Annotated in this window: 7 protein-coding genes; 3 read left to right on the top strand and 4 right to left on the bottom strand. The window is 74.9% G+C overall.

The features are described 5' to 3' along the window. Window positions 1-169: 169 nt before the first annotated feature. From LTT61_RS06595 to LTT61_RS32915, 3 genes are all read left to right on the top strand, one after another. The gene (locus LTT61_RS06595) at window positions 170-1,762 is read left to right on the top strand and encodes an alkaline phosphatase D family protein (RefSeq protein ID WP_233020894.1); all 1,593 of its coding nucleotides are present in this window, start codon (window positions 170-172) and stop codon (window positions 1,760-1,762) included. Window positions 1,763-1,820: 58 nt separating this feature from the next. After that, on the top strand, window positions 1,821-2,345 hold the full coding sequence (locus tag LTT61_RS06590; protein WP_233019043.1) for an LppA family lipoprotein: 525 nt from the start codon (window positions 1,821-1,823) through the stop codon (window positions 2,343-2,345). Between the two features lie 209 nt (window positions 2,346-2,554). Further along, the gene (locus LTT61_RS32915; RefSeq protein WP_420094795.1) at window positions 2,555-2,881 is read left to right on the top strand and encodes a phosphotransferase; all 327 of its coding nucleotides are present in this window, start codon (window positions 2,555-2,557) and stop codon (window positions 2,879-2,881) included. Here the strand turns inward: LTT61_RS32915 and LTT61_RS06585 are convergent. Genes LTT61_RS06585 through LTT61_RS06570 form a run of 4 tightly spaced genes read right to left on the bottom strand, consistent with a single transcriptional unit; the run spans window position 2,793 to window position 18,302 of the window. Then, window positions 2,793-3,599, bottom strand: a complete 807-nt coding sequence (locus tag LTT61_RS06585; RefSeq protein ID WP_233019042.1) for an ABC transporter permease — start codon at window positions 3,597-3,599, stop codon at window positions 2,793-2,795. The two genes, LTT61_RS32915 and LTT61_RS06585, sit on opposite strands and share 89 nt — an antisense overlap. After that, window positions 3,599-4,426: an ABC transporter permease gene (locus tag LTT61_RS06580; RefSeq protein WP_233019041.1), complete on the bottom strand. Its 828-nt coding sequence runs from the start codon at window positions 4,424-4,426 to the stop codon at window positions 3,599-3,601. The genes LTT61_RS06585 and LTT61_RS06580 overlap by 1 nt, the downstream gene beginning before the upstream one ends. Further along, entirely contained in the window at window positions 4,423-5,382 is a 960-nt protein-coding gene (locus LTT61_RS06575; protein WP_233019040.1) for an ATP-binding cassette domain-containing protein, read from the bottom strand. Before LTT61_RS06575 ends, LTT61_RS06580 begins: the two co-directional genes overlap by 4 nt. After that, on the bottom strand, window positions 5,379-18,302 hold the full coding sequence (locus LTT61_RS06570; protein ID WP_233019039.1) for a non-ribosomal peptide synthetase: 12,924 nt from the start codon (window positions 18,300-18,302) through the stop codon (window positions 5,379-5,381). The genes LTT61_RS06575 and LTT61_RS06570 overlap by 4 nt, the downstream gene beginning before the upstream one ends. Between the last annotated feature and the right edge of the window lie 41 nt (window positions 18,303-18,343).

Genomic DNA, 18,343 nt, shown 5'->3' with positions numbered 1-18,343 from the left:
CGGCGCCCCCTCGCTGCCGGCGACCGGACCCACGCGCGGTGTCCGGCTGAAGCCTCGGTGAACAGCGGGTGCCGGGGCCGACGCCGGTGGCGTTTCGACGCCGGACCGTCGAGGATGGCGAACCGTGGGAGCACCGATCGAGGGGCCGCCGGTCGGCCGCCGGACCGTGATGAAGGGCGGTGCGGTCGCGGCGGCGGCCGCGTTCGCGGGGACCGCGCGCGCCGCCGCGCAGACCCAGGTCTTCGCGCACGGCGTCGCCTCCGGCGACCCGCTGCCGACCGGCGTGCTCCTCTGGACCCGGGTGACCCCGGTCCCGGAGGCGACCCCCGGCTCGAACCGCGGCCCGGACGTCACCGTCCGCTGGGAGGTCGCACGCGACGACTCCTTCGGCAGCATCGTCGCCACCGGAACCGCGAGGGCGACAGCGGCTTCCGACCACACCGTGAAGATCGACGCATCCGGCCTCGCCCCCGGCACCGACTACCGCTACCGCTTCACCGCGCTCGGCGGCACGTCGCCGACCGGCCGCACCAGGACCGCCCCCGCCGCCGCCGACACCCCCGAGCGGCTCCGCTTCGGCGTGGTCTCCTGCTCGAACTGGGAGGCCGGGTACTTCGGCGCCTACCGGCACCTGGCGGCCCGCGGCGACCTGGACGCCGTTGTGCACCTCGGCGACTACCTGTACGAGTACGAGCGCGGCGAGTTCGGCGGCCGCGGCGGCGCGGTGCGCGCGCACGACCCGGAGCACGAGATCATCACGCTCGCCGACTACCGGATCCGGCACGGCCAGTACAAGACCGACCCCGACCTGGCGCTGCTGCACGGCTCGGTGCCCTTCATCGCCACCTGGGACGACCACGAGACCGCCAACGACGCCTGGTCCGGCGGCGCGCAGAACCACGACCCGGCCACCGAGGGCGACTGGGCGGCCAGGCGCGCGGCGGCGCGGCAGGCGTACCGGGAGTGGATGCCGGTCCGCGACACCGCCGACGGCAGGCTCTACCGGCGGCTGCGCTTCGGCACGCTGGCCGAGCTCTCGATGCTGGACCTGCGCAGCTACCGCGACCGGCAGGTGCGCCCCGGCGCGGGCTGGCGCGAGGTCGACGCACCCGAGCGCAGCATCACCGGCCGGGAGCAGCTGGACTGGCTGATCGGCGGGCTGGAGTCCGCACCGGTCCGGTGGAAGCTGGTCGGCAACCCGGTGATGATCGCGCCGGTGCTCTTCCCGCCGCTCGAGCCCGCCGTGACCGAGGGGCTGGCCCGGACGATCGGGATCCCGGCGGGCGGCATCCCGTTCAACGCCGACCAGTGGGACGGCTACACCGCCGACCGGAACCGGCTGTTCCGCGCGGTGCACGACGGCGGGGTCGGCGGGGTGCTCTTCCTCACCGGCGACATCCACAGCTCCTGGGCCGCCGACCTCCCGCTCGACGCGGCGGCCTACCCGGCCGGGCCGGTGGCGGGCGCGGAGTTCGTCGTGCCGTCGGTGACCTCGCAGAGCCCGGGCGATATCGCCGGGGCCGCGGCGCGCGGTGGCATCGTCGCCGCGGAGCACGCGGTGTGCGAGGTGAACCGGCACCTGCGCCACCTGGAGCTGACCTCGCACGGGTACGGCGTGCTGCACGTGGACGCCGGGCAGGCGCAGCTGGACTGGTTCTACCTGCTCGACGTCGCCGACCCGAATTCCGGCGTCCGGCACGGCATCTCGCTCGCGGTCGGCGCGACCGGCCGGATCGAGCTGCGGCCGGGGCCGGTCGGCTGAGCGAAACGCCGCGTGCCGGATCGGCGAAAACCCGGGTGAACTGTTCCGGGGAGGAAACATGTCGGTTCGTCTTGTCGCCCTGCTCGCGGCGGCGTGGTCGGTGAGCGGGTGCGCCACCCTGCTCGGCTACCCGGCGGACCCACCGGGCCCGGCCGAGTTCGACGCGGCCGCCGCCGAGGTCGCGGCGCTGCCGCGCTCCGGTGAGTCCGAGCGGGCACTTCTCGACGCCGTCGAGCGGATCACCGCCGCGGCGGGTGGGCTCGAGTGGCGCCGGGATCCGGAGCGGCCGCGCGTCGAGGGCGGCTGCACGGGGGTGTACGGCCCTACCGGTGGCTTGAACGTCGGGCTGGCGCACTACGTCGCTGCGGGCACGATCCCGGCCGACCGCTGGCTCGGCTTCCAGCAGCAGGCCCGCGACCTCGCCGCCGCGATCGGCGCCGACGACATGCGGCCCGGCACCGGCACGCCGCCGAACTACAGCGTCACCTTCGAGAGCGCGCGGGAGAGCGGGCCCGGCATCTCGGTGTACGCCGACGCGGGATCTGTGACGATCACGGCGCACACCGGGTGCAGACTGCCGTGAGAGTGACGTTGCATCGTCCTAACCTCGCTGGTCTCTCGAGGTCCCGACCTCCGTCGAGCGGTGGTCGCATCAGGACTCGAACCCCGCACCAGGATCAGTGCTGCGGCCGACGGCTGCTCTGCGCGCTCGTGCACCGTGCACGTCGGGCCGATCCCCTCGGCCACCTTGCCGGCTCAGCGTCTGGCCCTTGCGGGAGTCTGAGCTAACGCATTGCTGACCCGACGACCGCCATCGCCCGACATCCCGTCGCCCTGTACAAAGACAGCGATATCCGCAACTTCATCCTCGCCGACGACCAAGTCGCCATCCTCGACTTCGACGACTTGACTTTGGCCCCGTTCGGCTACGACCTCGCCGAACTCATCGTCAATGGCCGGATGTCCGGCCAGGGCGACATAGTGACCGGGACCGACTCGGGCGGGGTGGGCTTCGTGCGGCCTCCCAGGCTCAGCGCCTGCTCGCCCGCCGGTACCCGATCGCCGCCGGAACCGAGAAGACCACGATCGCGCCGAGCGACCACGCCACGGTCAGCGTGAGCGGCCGGGCCAGCGCACCACCCTCGGCGAGCGCGCGCATGGTGTCCACCGCCGTGGAGAGCGGCTGGTTGCGCACCACCGGCTGGATCCACTGCGGGTACGCGGCCAGCGGGACGAAGCCGGTGCTGAAGAACATCATCAGCGACGTGACGATGGTGATCCCCTCCACCAGCGTCGATTTCGCGGTGAAGACCGCGACCGCGGTCACCAGGGTGGCGAAGGCGAGGCCGAAGAGCACCGGGATGCCGAAGAAGGCCAGCGCAGGCAGCAGCCCGCGCTGGAACCGGAAGCCGAGCAGGTACCCGACCGCGACGATCGCCACCGTGCCCGCCAGGATGCGGCAGCCCTCGGCCAGGATCCGGGAGGCGATCCCGGAGCCGCGATGCACCGGGAGCACCCAGAACCGGGCCAGCAGCCCGGCGTCGCGCTCCCGGCCGAGCAGGATGCCGCCCGCCACCGCGCCGGAGAGCGCGCCGACGACGGCGACCAGCGGCACCGAGCCGAACAGCGCCTCGCTGCCGGTGAACCGGCGGATCTGCCCGCCGATCACGGTGTCCAGCATGACCAGCAGCAGGCACGGGACGATCAGCGTCTCCAGCAGCGACACCGGGTTGCGGACCCAGCGCATCAGCAGCCGCTGGGTCTGGATCAGGGTGTGCGCGCCGAACGCGAGCAGCGAGTGCTCGGCGGCGGGCGGCGGGGTTGCGGTGGGAATCATCAGGCCCTCCTGCGGCTCAGCCGGACGGAAAGGGGGATGCAGAGCGCCACGATGCCGAGCGCCCAGGCCAGCGGGGGAGCGAGCAGCGACCAGGTGACGGCGCCCGCGTTCGGCAGCGAGTCGCCTGCCAGCGCGCGCAGCGCGGCCGCCCACTGCGAGACCGGCTGGTTGCGCACGAAGGGCTGCACCCAGCCGGGGAACTGCGCCGCGGGGGCGAGTCCGGTGGAGAGCATGCCGAAGATCAGCGGGGGCAGTACCAGCGCCTGCGCGGTCGCCTCCGGGCTGCGCGACGCGGTGCCGATGACATCCGCGCCCAGGCACAGCGCGACCCCGATGAGCAGCGAGAACAACAGGAAACCGGCGGTGTCGGCCGCGCCGTTGTAGAAGCGGAAGCCGATCACGTGCCCGCACACCACCGCGGTGAGCATCGCCACCACCAGCCGGAACACATTGCCGGACAGGCGCGCCGCCGCGGGCACCAGCGGGCCAACCGGCATCGAGCCCCAGCGCCGGTTCAGCCCGGAGACGGCGTCGGAGGCGGCCCGGAAGGCCGCCGAGACCGCGGTGAACGCGGCCGCCTGCAGGATCACCAGCGGCATCAGGTACTGCGCGTAGCTGCTGAAACCGGTGCCCGCGAAGGTCATGATGGTCTTCAGCGGGATGTAGAAGCTTGCGGTGAAGGTCACCGGGGCCAGCACCGAGGTGATCACCTCGCCGGAGCGCAGCGCCGGAGCGACCAGCCTGGAGGTGAGCACCCACCACTGCTGTGCGCGGCGCGGCGTGGCGCCCGCCCGCGCCAGCCAGGCTGCGCCGGTCGCCGCGGTCACGGTGTCACCTCGATGGAGGTGGCGAGGTGGCCGGTGAGCTGCAGGAAGACATCGTCGAGCGAGGGGCGGCGGAGCGCGATGTCGACCAGCTCGACCCCGGCGCCGTCCAGTCTGCGCAGCGCCTCGGCCAGCGTCTTGGCGCCGTCCGGGGCCGGGATGGCGATCCGGTCGGCGTCCGGGCCGGGGTAGCGGTCCTCGGGCAGCAGCGTGCCGAGCGCGCGGGCGATCGCGGGCAGGTCGGCGGTGCTCAGCGGGACGATCTCGCAGTAGCTGCCGCCGGTGCGCGACTTGAGCTGGTCCGCGGTGCCCTCGGCGATCACCCGGCCCTGGTCGATGACGATGATGCGGTCGCTGAGCGCGTCCGCCTCCTCCAGGTACTGGGTGGTGAGCAGGGTGGTGATCCCGGCCTTCTTGAAGCCGGCGACCAGGTCCCACACCCCCTGCCTGCTGCGCGGGTCGAGCCCGGTGGTCGGCTCGTCCAGGAACACCACCTCCGGCCGCACCACCAGCCCGCAGGCGATGTCGATCCGCCTGCGCATGCCGCCGGAGTAGGTGCCGACCGGCCGACCGGCGGCGCGCTCGAGGCCGAACTCGCCGATCAGCTCGTCCGCGCGCAGCCGCGCCGCGCGCTTGCGCAGCCCCATGAGCCGGCCGAACATGACGAGGTTCTGATGTCCGCTGAGCATGTCGTCCAGCGCGGCGTACTGGCCGGTGAGCATGATCGAGCGGCGCACCGCGGCGGGGTCGGCGACCACGTCGTGCCCGGCCACCAGCGCGCGGCCGCGGTCCGGCTCGACCAGGGTGGAGAGGATGTTGACGGTGGTGGTCTTGCCCGCGCCGTTCGGCCCGAGGATGCCGAGCACCTCGCCGGGGTCGGCGTGGAAGTCGATGCCGCGCAGTGCTCGTACGGAACCGAACGACTTCTCGATTCCGCTGACGACGACGCCGTGGGTCATCGCTGGCCTCCCAGGTGGTGATCGAGCACGCGCGCCACGATGGCCAGCGCGTGCGGTGCGGTGAGTTCGTCGTGGGTGACCGCGACGTCGTGGTTGGTGATGGCGCCGGTGACGTAGGGCCGCCAGTTCTCGGCGCCGAAGATCTCCGAGCTGTCGACGGTGGCGGAGACGTAGACGATGTCGCCGTCGAACACCGGGCGCCGGTAGCCGGTCCTGGTGTGCGCGGAGGCGTTGTGCGAGCCGGCCAGCCGCTCCAGCGTTCCGGCGTCGATCAGCGCGATGCCGAGCCGCTCCCTGATGTGCTCGGCGGCCCGCTCCGCGGTGGCGTCGGCGGGGACGTCCTCGATGCCGAAGACCGAGCCGAAGGCGTTCACGAACGCGCCGGGGGTGAGCGGTTCGAAGCTGTCGCCGTCGAGATCGGCGGTGTCGGCGTCGAGCAGCGCGACCACGCCGAGCTCGGCGCCCTGCGCGCGCAGCTTCGTCGCGACGTGGTGCGCGATGAGCCCGCCGAACGACCAGCCGAGCAGGTGGTAGGGCCCCTCCGGCTGCAGCGCGCGGATCTCCCGGACGTAGCGGTCGGCGAACTCCTCGATGGAGCGCACCGACGGCTCGCGCCCGCTCAGGTCCGGCGCCTGCAGCCCGTAGATCGGGCGGCCGGGCTCGAGCAGGTCGGCGAGGCCGAGGTAGGTCCAGGCCATGCCGGAGGAGGGGTGCACGCAGAACAGCGCGGGCTCGGCTCCGCCGGTCCGGATGGGCAGCACCACGTCCAGGCCGAGTCCGGAACCGGCCGGGGCCGATGCGGTTTCGGTGAAGGCGCGGGCCGCGTCGGAGCCGGCGAAGCGGGCGGCCGCGGCCAGGGTGTCCAGCCAGAGCTCGGCCAGCCGGGCCGCGAAGGGCTCGTCCAGCAGCTCGCCGGGGTAGCCGACGGTGATCTGCAGCCGGTCGCGGACGACGAGGGCGTTGATGTCGATCACGGACTGCAGCGGCACATCCGGGTGCTCGCCGGCGGGCAGCTCGCCGAGCGCGTCGGTGGGCAGCCAGCCGAGCCCGTCCAGCCCGGCCGGGATGTCGCCCGCGGCGTAGCGGCCCAGGTAGTTGACGCTGACCTGGCCGGGCAGCCCGGCCGGGAGCTGCGCGGCGGTCTCGGCGTTCAGGTAGCGCAGCAGCCCGAAACCGATGCCCTTGTCCGGAATGGCACGCAGCTGCCGCGCGGTGGCGCGGATGGCGGCGCCCATGGCCGGGCCGCCGGCGAGCGCATCGGCGAGGTCGATCCCGGTGAGGTCGAGCCGCGCCGGGTAGAGGCTGGTGAACCAGCCGACGGTGCGGGAGAGCTCGGCGCCCGGGATCACCTCCTCCTGCCTGCCGTGCCCCTCCAGCCGGAGCAGCACCGGGTCGGTGCCGCCGCGCAGCCGCAGCAGGGTGAGCGCGAGCGTGGCGAGCAGCGCGTCCTCCACGCCACCGCCGAAGATGCCGGGCAGCGTGGTGAGCAGCGCGGCGGTGACCTCGGCGGTCGCCTCGCGGTCGAGCAGCCGCAGGGTGCGGGTGGTGTCGATCGCGGGGTCGAGCGGGCGGCCGGCGAGCAGCGGGTCCGGGGTGGCGGCGACCGCCTGCCAGTGCCCGAGCTCGGCGGTGCGGTGCGCGCTGTGCGCCTCCTCGGTGAGCGCGGTGGCCCAGCGCCGCACCGAGGTGCCGGTCTCGGCGAGCACCGGGGTGGCGCCCGCCGAGACCTGCGCCCAGGCGCCGATCAGGTCCGGGATCAGGATGCGCCAGGAGACGCCGTCGATCACCAGGTGGTGCGCGACGATGATCAACCGGCCGGTGCCGGACTCCGGGTCCAGCCAGACGAACTGCAGCACGGTGCCGTTCGCCGGATCGAGCCGGTCCAGCGCCGCGTCCAGCTCGCTCGCCGCGTGCTCGCGCAGCTCGATCGGGTCGGTGGTGCTGTGCCGCACCCGGTGCAGCAGCCCGTCCACCGCAACCGAGCCGGGCTCGGCGACCAGCACCCGCGGCTCGCCGTGCGTGACAAGGCGGGCGCGCAGCATGTCGTGCCGGTCGAGCACCGCGGCGAGCGTGGCCACGATGCCCGCCCGGTCGATTCCGGCGGGCAGGTCGAGCACGGCCGTCTGCGCGAAGCGGCGGTGGTCGCCGCCGCGCTCGAGCATGTAGTGGCCGATCGGCGGCAGCGGGAACTCGCCGACCCCGCCGCCGGGCAGCTCCTCCAGCACCACCGCGGGGCCGCTCGCGTCCGCGGCGGCGGCCAGCGCGGCCACCGTGCGGTGCTCGAAGACCTGCAGCGGCGTGCAGGTGACGCCGTGCTGCTTGGCCCGCGACACCAGCTGGATGGCGAGGATGCTGTCGCCGCCGAGCGCGAAGAACGAGTCGTCGGCCCCGGCCCGATCCAGCCCGAGCAGCTCGGCGTAGACCTCGGCCAGGATCTGCTCGGTCGGCGTCGCGGGTTCCCGATACCCCGCGCGCTCGGTGCTGAACTCCGGCGCGGGCAGCGCGTTCCGGTCCAGTTTGCCGACGGCGGTGAGCGGCAGCTCGTCGAGGACGACGAAGGCCGCGGGCACCATGTAGCCGGGCAGCGTCTCCGCCGCGGCGGCGCGCACCAGTGCGGTGTCCAGCTCGGCGCCGGGGGCGCGCACGAGGTAGGCGGCGAGCGCGGTGCCGCCGGGGCCGGGCACGCCGAGCGTCACCGCCTGCCGCACGCCGTCGACCCGGCCGAGCACGGCGTCGATCTCACCGAGCTCGATGCGCTGGCCGCGCACCTTGACCTGGAAGTCGGTGCGGCCGATGTACTCCAGCCGCAGCGTGGCTCCGGCGCGGGTCCAGCGCACCAGGTCACCGGTGCGGTACGCGCGCTGCCCCGGCGCGAACGGGTGCGCCACGAAGCGGGCGGCGCTGAGCCCGGGGCGGCCGTGGTAGCCGCGCGCCAGCGCCGGGCCCGCCAGGTACAGCTCGCCCGCGACGCCGACCGGCACCGGACGCAGCCGGTCGTCCAGGACCAGCACCGACGCCCCGCGGATCGGGGAGCCGATGGTCACCGGCTCGTCGGCGGCCAGCGGCGCGGAGGCCGTCGCCCAGATCGTGCTCTCGGTCGGGCCGTACAGGTTCACCAGGTCGCGCCCGGTCGCCCAGCGCGCCACCAGCTCCGGCCCGACGGCCTCGCCCGCGACGGCGAGCACCCGCACGCCGGGCACCGTATCCGGGTCGATGGTGGCCAGCGCCGACGGCGTGATCACCAGGTGAGTCACCGCCTCGGCGGCGATCAGCTCGGCCAGCGCGGCGCCGCCGAAGACCTCCGGCGGCGACACCACCGCGGCGCCGCCGTGGCCGAAGGCCATGAGCGCCTCGAAGATCGAGGCGTCGAAGCTCGGCGAGGCCACCTGCAGCACCCGGGCGGTCTCGTCCAGGGTGAGCAGCTCGCGCTGCGCGGCGACCAGGTCGGCGATGCCGCGGTGCGCGACCGCGACGCCCTTGGGGGTGCCGGTGGAGCCGGAGGTGTAGATCAGCCAGGCGAGGTCGTCCGGGTGCACGGCGGGCAGCGCGGCCTTCGGCCGGTCACCGAGGTCGTCGAGGACGAGCCAGTCGACGGTGTCCGGCAGGCGGTCCCGGTACGCGGCGAGGGTGATGCCGGTGCGGGCGCCGGAGTCGGTGAGCATGTGCTCGATCCGCTCGGCGGGGTGCTTCGGATCCACCGGCAGGAAGGCGGCGCCCGCCAGCGCGGCCGCCCACACCCCGGTGAGCAGCGCGGCGCCGCGCGGCAGCCCGAGCGCCACCACCGAGTCGGTGTCCGCGCCGCGCAGCAGCCGGGCCAGCCGGGTGCCGCGCTCGGCCAGCTCGCGGTAGCTGAGCGTCACGCCGTCGGCGATCACGGCCGTGCGGTCCGGGTAGCGGTCGGCGGTGCCGGAGAGGAGCGCGGGAAGCGTTGCCGTTCCCGCGGTCTCCGGCCCGGCGACGGTGGCCAGCTCGCTGCGCTCGGCCGCGTCGAGCAGGTCGATGTCGCCGATCCGGACGCCGGGCGCGGCGGTGACGGCGCTCAGGATGCGCTGCCAGCGCCGGATCAGCGCGCGGGCGCTCGGCTCGTCGAAGAGGTCGGTGGCGTAGGTGAGCACGCCGGTCAGCCCGTCCGCGTGTTCGCGCAGGTCGACGGTGAGGTCGAACTGCGAGGAGCCGCGGTCGAAGTCCTCGACCTCGACCCGGAGGCCGGGCAGCTCCAGCACCGGCGCCACGTAGTTCTGCAGGCTCAGCGTGACCTGGAAGAGCGGGTGGTGCGCGGTCGAGCGGGCCGGGTCGAGCACCTGCACCAGCCGCTCGAAGGGGACGTCGGCGTGCGCGAAGGCATCCAGGTCGGCGCCGCGCACGGTGGCGAGGAACTCGCCGAAGGTGGCGGCCGGATCGACGGGGGTGCGCAGGGCGAGGGTGTTCACGAACATGCCGACCAGGTCGTCGAGGGCGCGGTCGCCGCGGCCGGCCACCGGGGTGCCGATCACGACGTCGCCGGTGCCGCTGAGCCGCGCGGTGAGCACCGCGAGCGCCGCGTGCACCACCATGAACAGGCTCGCGCCGTGCTCGTTCGCCAGGGCGCGCAGCGCCCCCGCCAGCGCCGGGTCCAGGCTGAACTCCAGGTCGGCGCTGCGCAGCGACTGCACCGCCGGTCGCGGGCGGTCGGCGGGGAGCTCGACCACGTCCGGTGCGCCGGTCAGCGCGTCGGTCCAGAACCGGAGCTGCCGCGCCGCCACCGAATCCGGGTCGGACTCGGTGCCGAGCAGCTCCCGGTGCCACAGCGCGAAGTCCGCGTACTGCACCGGCAGCGGCGGCGCCGCCTCGGTGCTCCCCGCGGTGTGCCGGGCGTAGGCGGTGACCAGGTCGGTCGCGAGCGGGGCCATGGAGGCGCCGTCGGCGCTGATGTGGTGCACGACCAGCAGCACCACGTGCGTCTGCGGGGCGAGCCGGAAGACGGTGGCGCGCAGCGGTACCTGCTCGACCAGGTCGAAGCCGACGGCCGCCGCGGCGGTGATCTCGGCGCGCAGCGCGGCGGGCGCCACGTCGCGCACGGCGACATCGGGGGTGGCGTCGGCGGCGTCGAGCACCACCTGGCGGGCGCCGTCGGCGTCCTGCGGGTAGACGGTGCGCAGGCTCTCGTGCCTGGCGGCGACGGTACCGAAGGCGGCGCGCAGCGCGCCGGTGTCCAGCGCGCCGGTGAGCCGCAGCGCGACCGCGATGTTGTAGCCGGGCGAGCCCGGATCCATCCGGTTCAGCACCCACATGCGCTGCTGTGCGGGGGAGAGCGGGATCCGGTCCGGCCGGACCCGCGCGGCGAGCGCGCGCCCGCCGCCCGCGTCGAGCGCGGGCACCACCCGCGCCGCGAGCTGCGCGACGGTCGGGGCGTCGAAGAGGTCGCGCAGCGCGATCCGCGCGCCGAGCGCCGCGTTCACCCGCGCCACCACCTTGGTGGCGCTCAGCGAGTTGCCGCCCAGCTCGAAGAAGGACTGGTCGGCGCTGACCCGCTCGGCCTCGAGCACCTCGGCGAAGACGGCGGCCACCGCCTCCTCGACCGGGGTGCGCGGCGCCAGGTACGGGCGGGCGGCGTCGGTGAAGTCCGGGATCGGCAGCGCGGCCCGGTCCAGCTTGCCGACCGGGGTGAGCGGGATCGCGTCCAGCACCACCACGTACGCGGGCACCATGTACCCGGGCAGCACCGCGGCCACCCGCTCGCGCAGCAGCTCGACGTCGAGCGGGACGCCAGCGACGGGCAGCACGTACGACACCAGCACGGTCGCGCCGGCCGGCCCGGCGCGGCCGATGGTGACCGCGTACTCCACCTGCTCGTCGCGGGAGAGCACCGCGTCGATCTCGCCCAGCTCGATCCGCAGCCCGCGGATCTTCACCTGGAAGTCGCTGCGGCCCAGGTACTCCAGCTTGTGCCGCTCGGTCCAGCGGACCATGTCGCCGGTGCGGTACATGCGGCTGCCCGGCGCGCCGTACGGGTCGGCGACGAACCGCGCCGCGGTCATGCCGAACCGGTTGAAGTAGCCGCGGGCCAGCGCGGGCCCGGCCAGGTACAGCTCGCCGGGCACGCCGACCGGGACCGGGCGCAGCCAGCTGTCGAGCACCACCGCCGCGGCACCGCGGATCGGCCCGCCGATGGTGATCCGCTCACCCGCGACCAGCTCGGCCGGGCCGGTGGCCCAGATGCTGAACTCGGTGGGGCCGTACTCGTTCACCATGCGCCTGCCCGGCGCCCAGCGCTCCAGCAGCTCGGGGGTCGCGGCCTCGCCCGCGACGACGAGCACCCGCAGCTCGTCCAGCCCGGCCGGCTCCATGGTGGCCAGCGCGGACGGGGTGATCACCGCGTGCGTCACCCGCTCGGTGCGGAGCAGCTCGGCCAGCGCGGCGCCGCCGTAGACCTCCGGCGGCGCCACCACCAGCCGCCCGCCGGAGGCGTGCGCGCTGAGCAGCTCGTACACCGAGGCGTCGAAGCTCGGCGAGGCCACCTGCAGCGCGCTGGTCGCGGAGTCGTGGCCGAGCCTTTCCCGCTGGTCCGCGACGATGTTCGCGATGCCGCGGTGGCTGAGCAGCACCGCCTTCGGCTTGCCGGTGGAGCCGGAGGTGTAGATCAGGTAGGCGGTCTGGTCCGGGAAGATCGGGCCGCCGCGCTCGGCGTCGGTGATCGGGTCGGCGGAGACCGTCATGACCCGGCGGATCGTGTTCAGGTCGTCGAGCAGCAGCCAGTCGATGGTGCTCGGCAGCGTCTCGCCGGTCGCGGTGACGGTGACGCCGATCGGGGCCTTCGAATCGGTGAGCATGTGCTCGATCCGCTCCACCGGGTGGTTCGGGTCCAGCGGGGCGAAGGCGGCACCGGTCTTGGCCAGCGCCCAGACCGCGACCACCGACTCCAGCGAGCGGGTCAGCGCCAGGATCACGAACACCTCGCGGCCGATGCCGCGGCGCAGCAGCATCCGCGCGAACCGGTTGGACCAGGTGTCGAGCTCGCGGTAGGTCATGCTCAGGTCGCCCGCGCGCACCGCGATCGCGTCGGGGTCGAGCGCGGCGCCCGCGGTGAGCAGCTCGGGCAGGGTGCGCGGGGGGACCCCCGCGGGGCCGCGCACCGGGGCCAGCGCGGCCAGTTCGGCGTCGGCGCAGGTGCGCAGGTGGGCGAGCGGGGCCTCCGGGCGGGCGGCGAGCTGGTCGGTGAGCCGGACGAAGCGCTCCAGCAGCGGCCGCGCGGCGTCGGGGGCGAGGTGCCCGGTCAGGTACTTGAGCGTGACCTCGAGGGTGTCGCCGTCGTCGCCGCGCTGCGGGATCACCATGAGGTTCAGCGGGTAGGGGGTGGCGTCGGTGCCCGCCACGTCCAGCACCCGCATCCCGGCGATGTCCAGCGCCTGGGAGAGCGCCGCCCGGTCGATCGGGTAGGACTCGAAGACGGTGAGCGTGTCGAAGAGCTCGGCCAGCCCGACCGCCTCGTGGATGGCGGCCAGCCCGACGTGCTGGTGATCCAGCAGCCGCGCCTGCTCGGCCTGCACCCGGGCCAGCAGCGCGGCCGCGCTCTCCGCCGGGTCCAGCCGGACCCGCACCGGCAGCGTGTTGATGAAGAGCCCGATCATCTCCTCGACTCCGGGCAGCTCCGGCGGGCGCCCGGAGACGGTGCCGCCGAAGACCACGTCGGTGCGGCCGGTCAGCATGGCGAGCAGCAGCGCCCAGCCCGCCTGCACCAGGGTGTTCACCGTGGCGCCGGCGGCGCGGGCCGTACTCTCCCAGCGGGCGACGGTCGCGCGCGGCAACTCCAGCGTGACCGCGCCGGTCTCGGTGGTCTCGATCCCGGCCAGGCTCGGCAGCGCCCGGGTGGGGGTGTCGATGCCCGCCAGCGACGCGGTCCAGGCGGCGAGCGAGGCGGCGTCGTCGCGCTCGGCCAGCCAGGCCAGGAACTCGCGGTAGGAGTGCGCGGGCGGGAGCGCGGCGGCGTCGCCCGCGGTGACGTAGAGGGTGAGCAGCTCACGGACCAGCAGCGGCGTCGACCAGCCGTCGAGCACCAGGTGGTGGTTGGTGAGGATCAGCCGGCAGGTGTCGCCGGGCAGCCGGACCAGGGTGAAGCGGACCAGCGGCGGGCGGGTCAGCTCGAAGCGGGTGCGGGCGTCGACGGCGACGATCCGATCCAGCTCGCGCTGCCTGGCCTCGGGGTCGGCCACCGCGCGCAGGTCCAGCTCGCGCCAGCCCACCTCGGCGGCGGCGACGACGAGCTGCCGCGGCCCGTCCGCGGTCTCCACGAAGGCGACCCGCAGGTTCTCGTGCCGGTCGATCACCGCCTGCGCGGCGGCGCGCAGCCGGGCCGCGTCGACCGTGCCCGCCAGGGTGAGCAGCGACTGCACGGTGTAGCCGTCGGCGGTGTCGGTGTCGTAGACGGCGTGGAAGAGCAGCCCGTACTGCAGCGGCGAGAGCGGCCACGCGTCGGTGAGCGCCGGGTACTCGCGCTCCCAGCTCTCGATCTGCGGCTGCTCCAGCGCGAGCAGCGGGAAGTCGGACGGCGTCCGGCCCCCGGTCTCCGCGGCGGCGAGCGCGCGCAGCGCCGACTCCCAGTGCGCGGCCAGCTCGGTGACCTCGGCGGCGGTGAGCAGCCGGGCGGCGTAGGCCCAGGTGACCTCGAGCCCGGCCGCGGTGCGCACCGCGTTGATGTCGAGCGCGGCGGCCAGCGGCGCGCGGTCGTCCTGGGTGGCGGCGAACCGGCGCGGCAGCCAGGGGCCGCTGCCGTCGGTCTCGGCCCGGCCCAGGTAGTTCAGGCTGATCTGCGGCTCGGGGTGCCCGGTGAGCGCGGGCGCGGTCTCCGGGTTCAGGTAGCGCAGCATGCCGTAGCCGATGCCCTTGTCCGGCACCGCGCGCAGCTGCTCCTTGACGGCCTTGAGCGCCGCGCCCGGGTCGGCGAGGTCGATGCCGGTGAGGTCGACGGCGGCCGGGTGCACGGTGGTGAACCAGCCGACCGTGCGGGCGATGTCGGCGCCGGGCAGGACCGATTCGGCGCGGCCGTGGCCCTCCAGCGTGAAGACCGCCGTGCGGCGGTCCCGCCAGCGCGTGATGGCCAGGGCGAGCGCGGCGAGCAGCACGTCGTCGGGGCCGCAGTGGAACCGCTCGGCGGTGGCGCCGAGCGTGGCGTCGGCCAGTTCGGGCGCGATGACGGTGTGCTCCTGCGCCATCGTGCCCACCACGTCGAGCGCGGGGTCGAAGGGCGCGGAGCCGATCGGCGGGTCGTCGGTGGCGGCGATGCGCTGCCAGACCGGCAGCTCGGCCGCCCTGGTGGCGGCGTGCTCGCGCTGGCCGTGCGCCCAGCGCCGGAACGAGGTGCCGACCGGGGCGAGCGTGCCGCCGAGCGCGGCGGTGGCGAGGTCGGGGAACAGGATGCGCCAGGAGACGCCGTCGGTGACCAGGTGGTGCAGCACCAGCCAGGCCAGCGGCTCGTCCCGCTCGACGACGACCACCCGGACAACGACGCCGTGCTCCGGGTCCAGCCGGTCGGCGGCGGCGTCCAGCGCGGCGTCGAGATCGGTCCCGCCGGGCACGGTCTCGATCAGGTCGCCCGCGTCGACCGCGCCGGGAGCGGCCACATCCCAGGTCCAGCCGTCGGTGTCCGGGTCGCGGCGCAGCGTCGAGCGCAGCAGGTCGTGGTGGTCGAGCAGGGTCTGCAGCGCGGGGGCCAGGTCGGTGCCGGCGGGCAGCCCGATCAGCACGGCCTGGCCGAAGCGCCGCCAGTGGCCGCCGTCCAGCATGGCGTGCACGATCGGGGTCGGCTCGACCGGACCCGTTCCGCCGCCGGGCAGTTCGCGCACCGCGACCGCGGTGACGTCGGTGGCGACGGCGGCCAGCGCGGCCACCGTCTTGCGCTCGAACACGTCGCGGGCGCCGAAGCCGAGCCCGGCGGCCTTGGCCCGCGACACCAGCTGGATGGAGACGATGCTGTCGCCGCCGAGCGCGAAGAAGCTCTCGTCCACCCCGACCGACTCCAGCCCGAGCACCTCGGCGAAGAGCCGCGCCAGCAGCTCCTCGCGCGGGGTCGACGGCGTCCGGCCGGTGCTCGCGCGGGCGCCGAAATCGGGTGCGGGCAGCGCCTTCCGGTCCACCTTGCCGAGCGGGGTCAGCGGGACGCGGTCCAGCAGCAGCACCACCGACGGCACCATGTACGAGGGCAGCGACTCCCCGGCGGCCGCCTTCAGCGCCTCCGGGTGCGGCGCGGTACCCGGCCGCGGCAGCACGTAGGAGACCAGCGCGGTCGCCCCGGACGGGGTCTCGGCCCCGACGGTGAGCGCGAACTCGACCTCCGGGTGCCGGTGCAGCGCGGCGTCGATCTCGCCCAGCTCGATCCGGAAGCCGCGCACCTTCACCTGGAAGTCGCTGCGGCCCAGGTACTCCAGCTCGAAGCGGTCGGTCCAGCGCACCAGGTCGCCGGTGCGGTACATGCGCTCGCCCGCGGCGTGCGGGTTCGCCACGAAGCGGGCGGCGGTGAGCCCGGTGCGGCGGTGGTAGCCGCGCGCCAGCCCCGGCCCGGCCAGGTACAGCTCGCCGGTGGTGCCCGCGGGCACCGGGCGCAGCCAGGGGTCGAGCACCACCGCGGCCACCCCGGGCTGCGGGGTGCCGATGGTGACCGGGGCGTCCGGGTCGAGCGGCCCGGTGAGCGTCGCGGTGACCGTGGTCTCGGTGGGGCCGTAGCCGTTCAGCAGGGTGCGGCCGGCCCAGCGGGTCACCAGCTCCGGCGGGCAGGCGTCGCCGCCGACCACGACGGTGCGCAGCGCGGGCAGCGCGGCGGGGTCGAGCGAGCCGACCACGGTCGGGGTGACGTTCAGGTGCGTCACGCCGTGGCCGCGCAGCACCGCGGCCAGCTCCGCACCGGCGTAGGCCGACGGCGGGACGACGGCGAGCGTGGCGCCGCGCGCCAGCGTCACCAGGATCTCCTCCACCGAGATGTCGAAGCTCGGCGAGACCGCGTGCGCGACAACGGAATCACCGGTGACGCCGAAGCCGTCGCCGGAGCCGGTGACCAGCCCGGCCAGGCCGCGGTGCGTTACGACGACCCCCTTGGGCAGCCCCGTCGAACCCGACGTGTAGATCACGTAGGCGGCCTGGTCCGGATGCACCCGGACGGCGGGCGGCTCGGTGCTCTGCCCGGCGATCCGGGCCGCGGTGGCGGGATCGTCCAGCACCAGCCAGTCGATCCGGCCCGGCAGCCCGGCGGCGACCGTCACGCCGGTGACCACGCCGCTGTCGGAGAGCATGTGCTCGATCCGGTCGGCGGGGTAGGTGGGGTCGATCGGGACGAAGGCGGCACCCGTGCGCGCCACCGCCAGGGTGGCGAGGACGGAGTCGACCGAGCGCGGGATCGAGACCGCGACGGCGCGTTCCGGCCCGGCACCGCGGGCGACGAGCTCGCGGGCCAGCTGCGCGGTGCGGGCATCCAGCTCGGCGTAGGTGAGCGCGGCCCCGTCCCCGGTGAGCGCGACGGCACTCCGGTCGAGATCGATGCCGGCGGCGATGATCTCGGGCAGCGCCCGCACGGCGGGGCCCGCAGCGCCGTGTCGCGGCGCCAGCTCCGCGCGCTCGGCATCGGTGAGCACGGTGAGCCCGGCGAGCGGAGAATCCGGCCCGGCGGCCAGGAAGCGGTGCAGGAAGAGCAGGAAGCGGCGGTGCTGCGCGGCCAGCTCGGCTTCGCTGTAGAGGTTGGCGTTGCCCTGGAAGTCGATGTGCGTGCTCTCGCCGCCGACGCCGGGGTAGAGGTTCACGAAGAGGTCGTCGATCAGCCCGGAGGTGAGCACGTGCAGCCGCCCGGTCACGGCGCCGAGCCGGATCCTGGTGTCCACCATCATGAGGTTCACCGACGGGCCGAAGGAGACCGCCTCGTCCATGGCGCGGCCCTGGTCGCGGAAGATGTCCTCCTGGCGGTAGCGCTGGCGGCGCAGCGCGCCGGTCAGCTCGCCCTGCGCGGCCCGGATCAGGGCACCGACCGTGGTCGCCGGGCCCACCGCGAGCCGCAGCGGGACCACGTTGGCGATCATCCCGCCGGAGCGGCGCAGGCTCGCCGTCGTGCGCGCCGAGACCGGCAGCGAGAGCACCACCTCCGGCGCGCCGGTCATGGCGGCCAGGTAGGCGCCGAAGGCGGCGACCACGGTCGGGGCGACGCCGGAGTTCACCGCGGCCGCCACCGAGTCCAGCAGCGCGGCGGTGGATTCCGGCAGCGCGCCGGAGACGAGCGCCGGGTGGCCGTCGACCGCGGCGACCCGCCCGGCCAGGCTCACCGGGTCGGCCATCCCGGCCAGGTGCTCCAGCCAGTACTCGCGGTCGGTCGCGAAGCGGCCGGACTCGCGGTAGGCGCGGTCCGCGGCGACGATGGTGCGCAGGTCGTCGGCCTTGGCGGCGGGCGGCTCGACGCCGTCGACCGCCGCGTTGTACAGCTCGCCGGTGCGCTGCACCATGGCCAGCGCGCCCATGCCGTCCAGCACCAGGTGGTGGATGCGCGAGTACCAGTACCAGCGGTCCTCCGCGAGCCGCAGCACCGCCACGTGCACCAGCCGGTCGGTGGCGGGGTCGAGCGGCGCCCGGTACTCGGCCCGCATCCATGCCTGCGCCGCCGCCTCCGGATCCGGCTCGGCGCGCAGGTCGAGCAGCTCGAGGCTGTCGTCCAGGGTCGGGTCGACCAGCTGGTAGGGCCTGCCGTCGGCCTCCCCGATGCGCAGGTAACCGGTGCCGAACTCGCGGCCCGCCCGCCGCGCCGCGCGCTCCAGCTCGGCGACGTCGACGGCGCCGCTGAGCTCGACGTACTGCGCGATGGAGATGGGCGTCGCGCCGGCGATGTGCTGCGCGAACCAGATCCCGAGCTGCGCCGCGGAGAGCTCGAACGAGCCGTCGGGGGCAGGGGTGACCGGGGGAGTGAGCTGCTGCATGGAGACGTCCTTCTACCCGCGACCGCGGGACGGCGATCGGG

It is taken from the genome of Nocardia asteroides (genome assembly GCF_021183625.1).
Lineage (GTDB): Bacteria > Actinomycetota > Actinomycetes > Mycobacteriales > Mycobacteriaceae > Nocardia > Nocardia asteroides_A.
The sequence above is the reverse complement of the archived record's forward strand: the minus strand, read 5'-3'. Positions and strand labels throughout refer to the sequence as shown.

Excerpts from the sequence above, each read along its gene's own strand:
- LTT61_RS06595 (WP_233020894.1), top strand. The coding sequence starts at position 170 with ATGAAGGGCGGTGCGGTCGCGGCGGCGGCCGCGTTCGCGGGGACCGCG.
- LTT61_RS06590 (WP_233019043.1), top strand. The coding sequence starts at position 1,821 with ATGTCGGTTCGTCTTGTCGCCCTGCTCGCGGCGGCGTGGTCGGTGAGC.
- LTT61_RS06585 (WP_233019042.1), bottom strand. The coding sequence starts at position 3,599 with ATGATTCCCACCGCAACCCCGCCGCCCGCCGCCGAGCACTCGCTGCTC.
- LTT61_RS06575 (WP_233019040.1), bottom strand. The coding sequence starts at position 5,382 with ATGACCCACGGCGTCGTCGTCAGCGGAATCGAGAAGTCGTTCGGTTCC.
- LTT61_RS06570 (WP_233019039.1), bottom strand. The coding sequence starts at position 18,302 with ATGCAGCAGCTCACTCCCCCGGTCACCCCTGCCCCCGACGGCTCGTTC.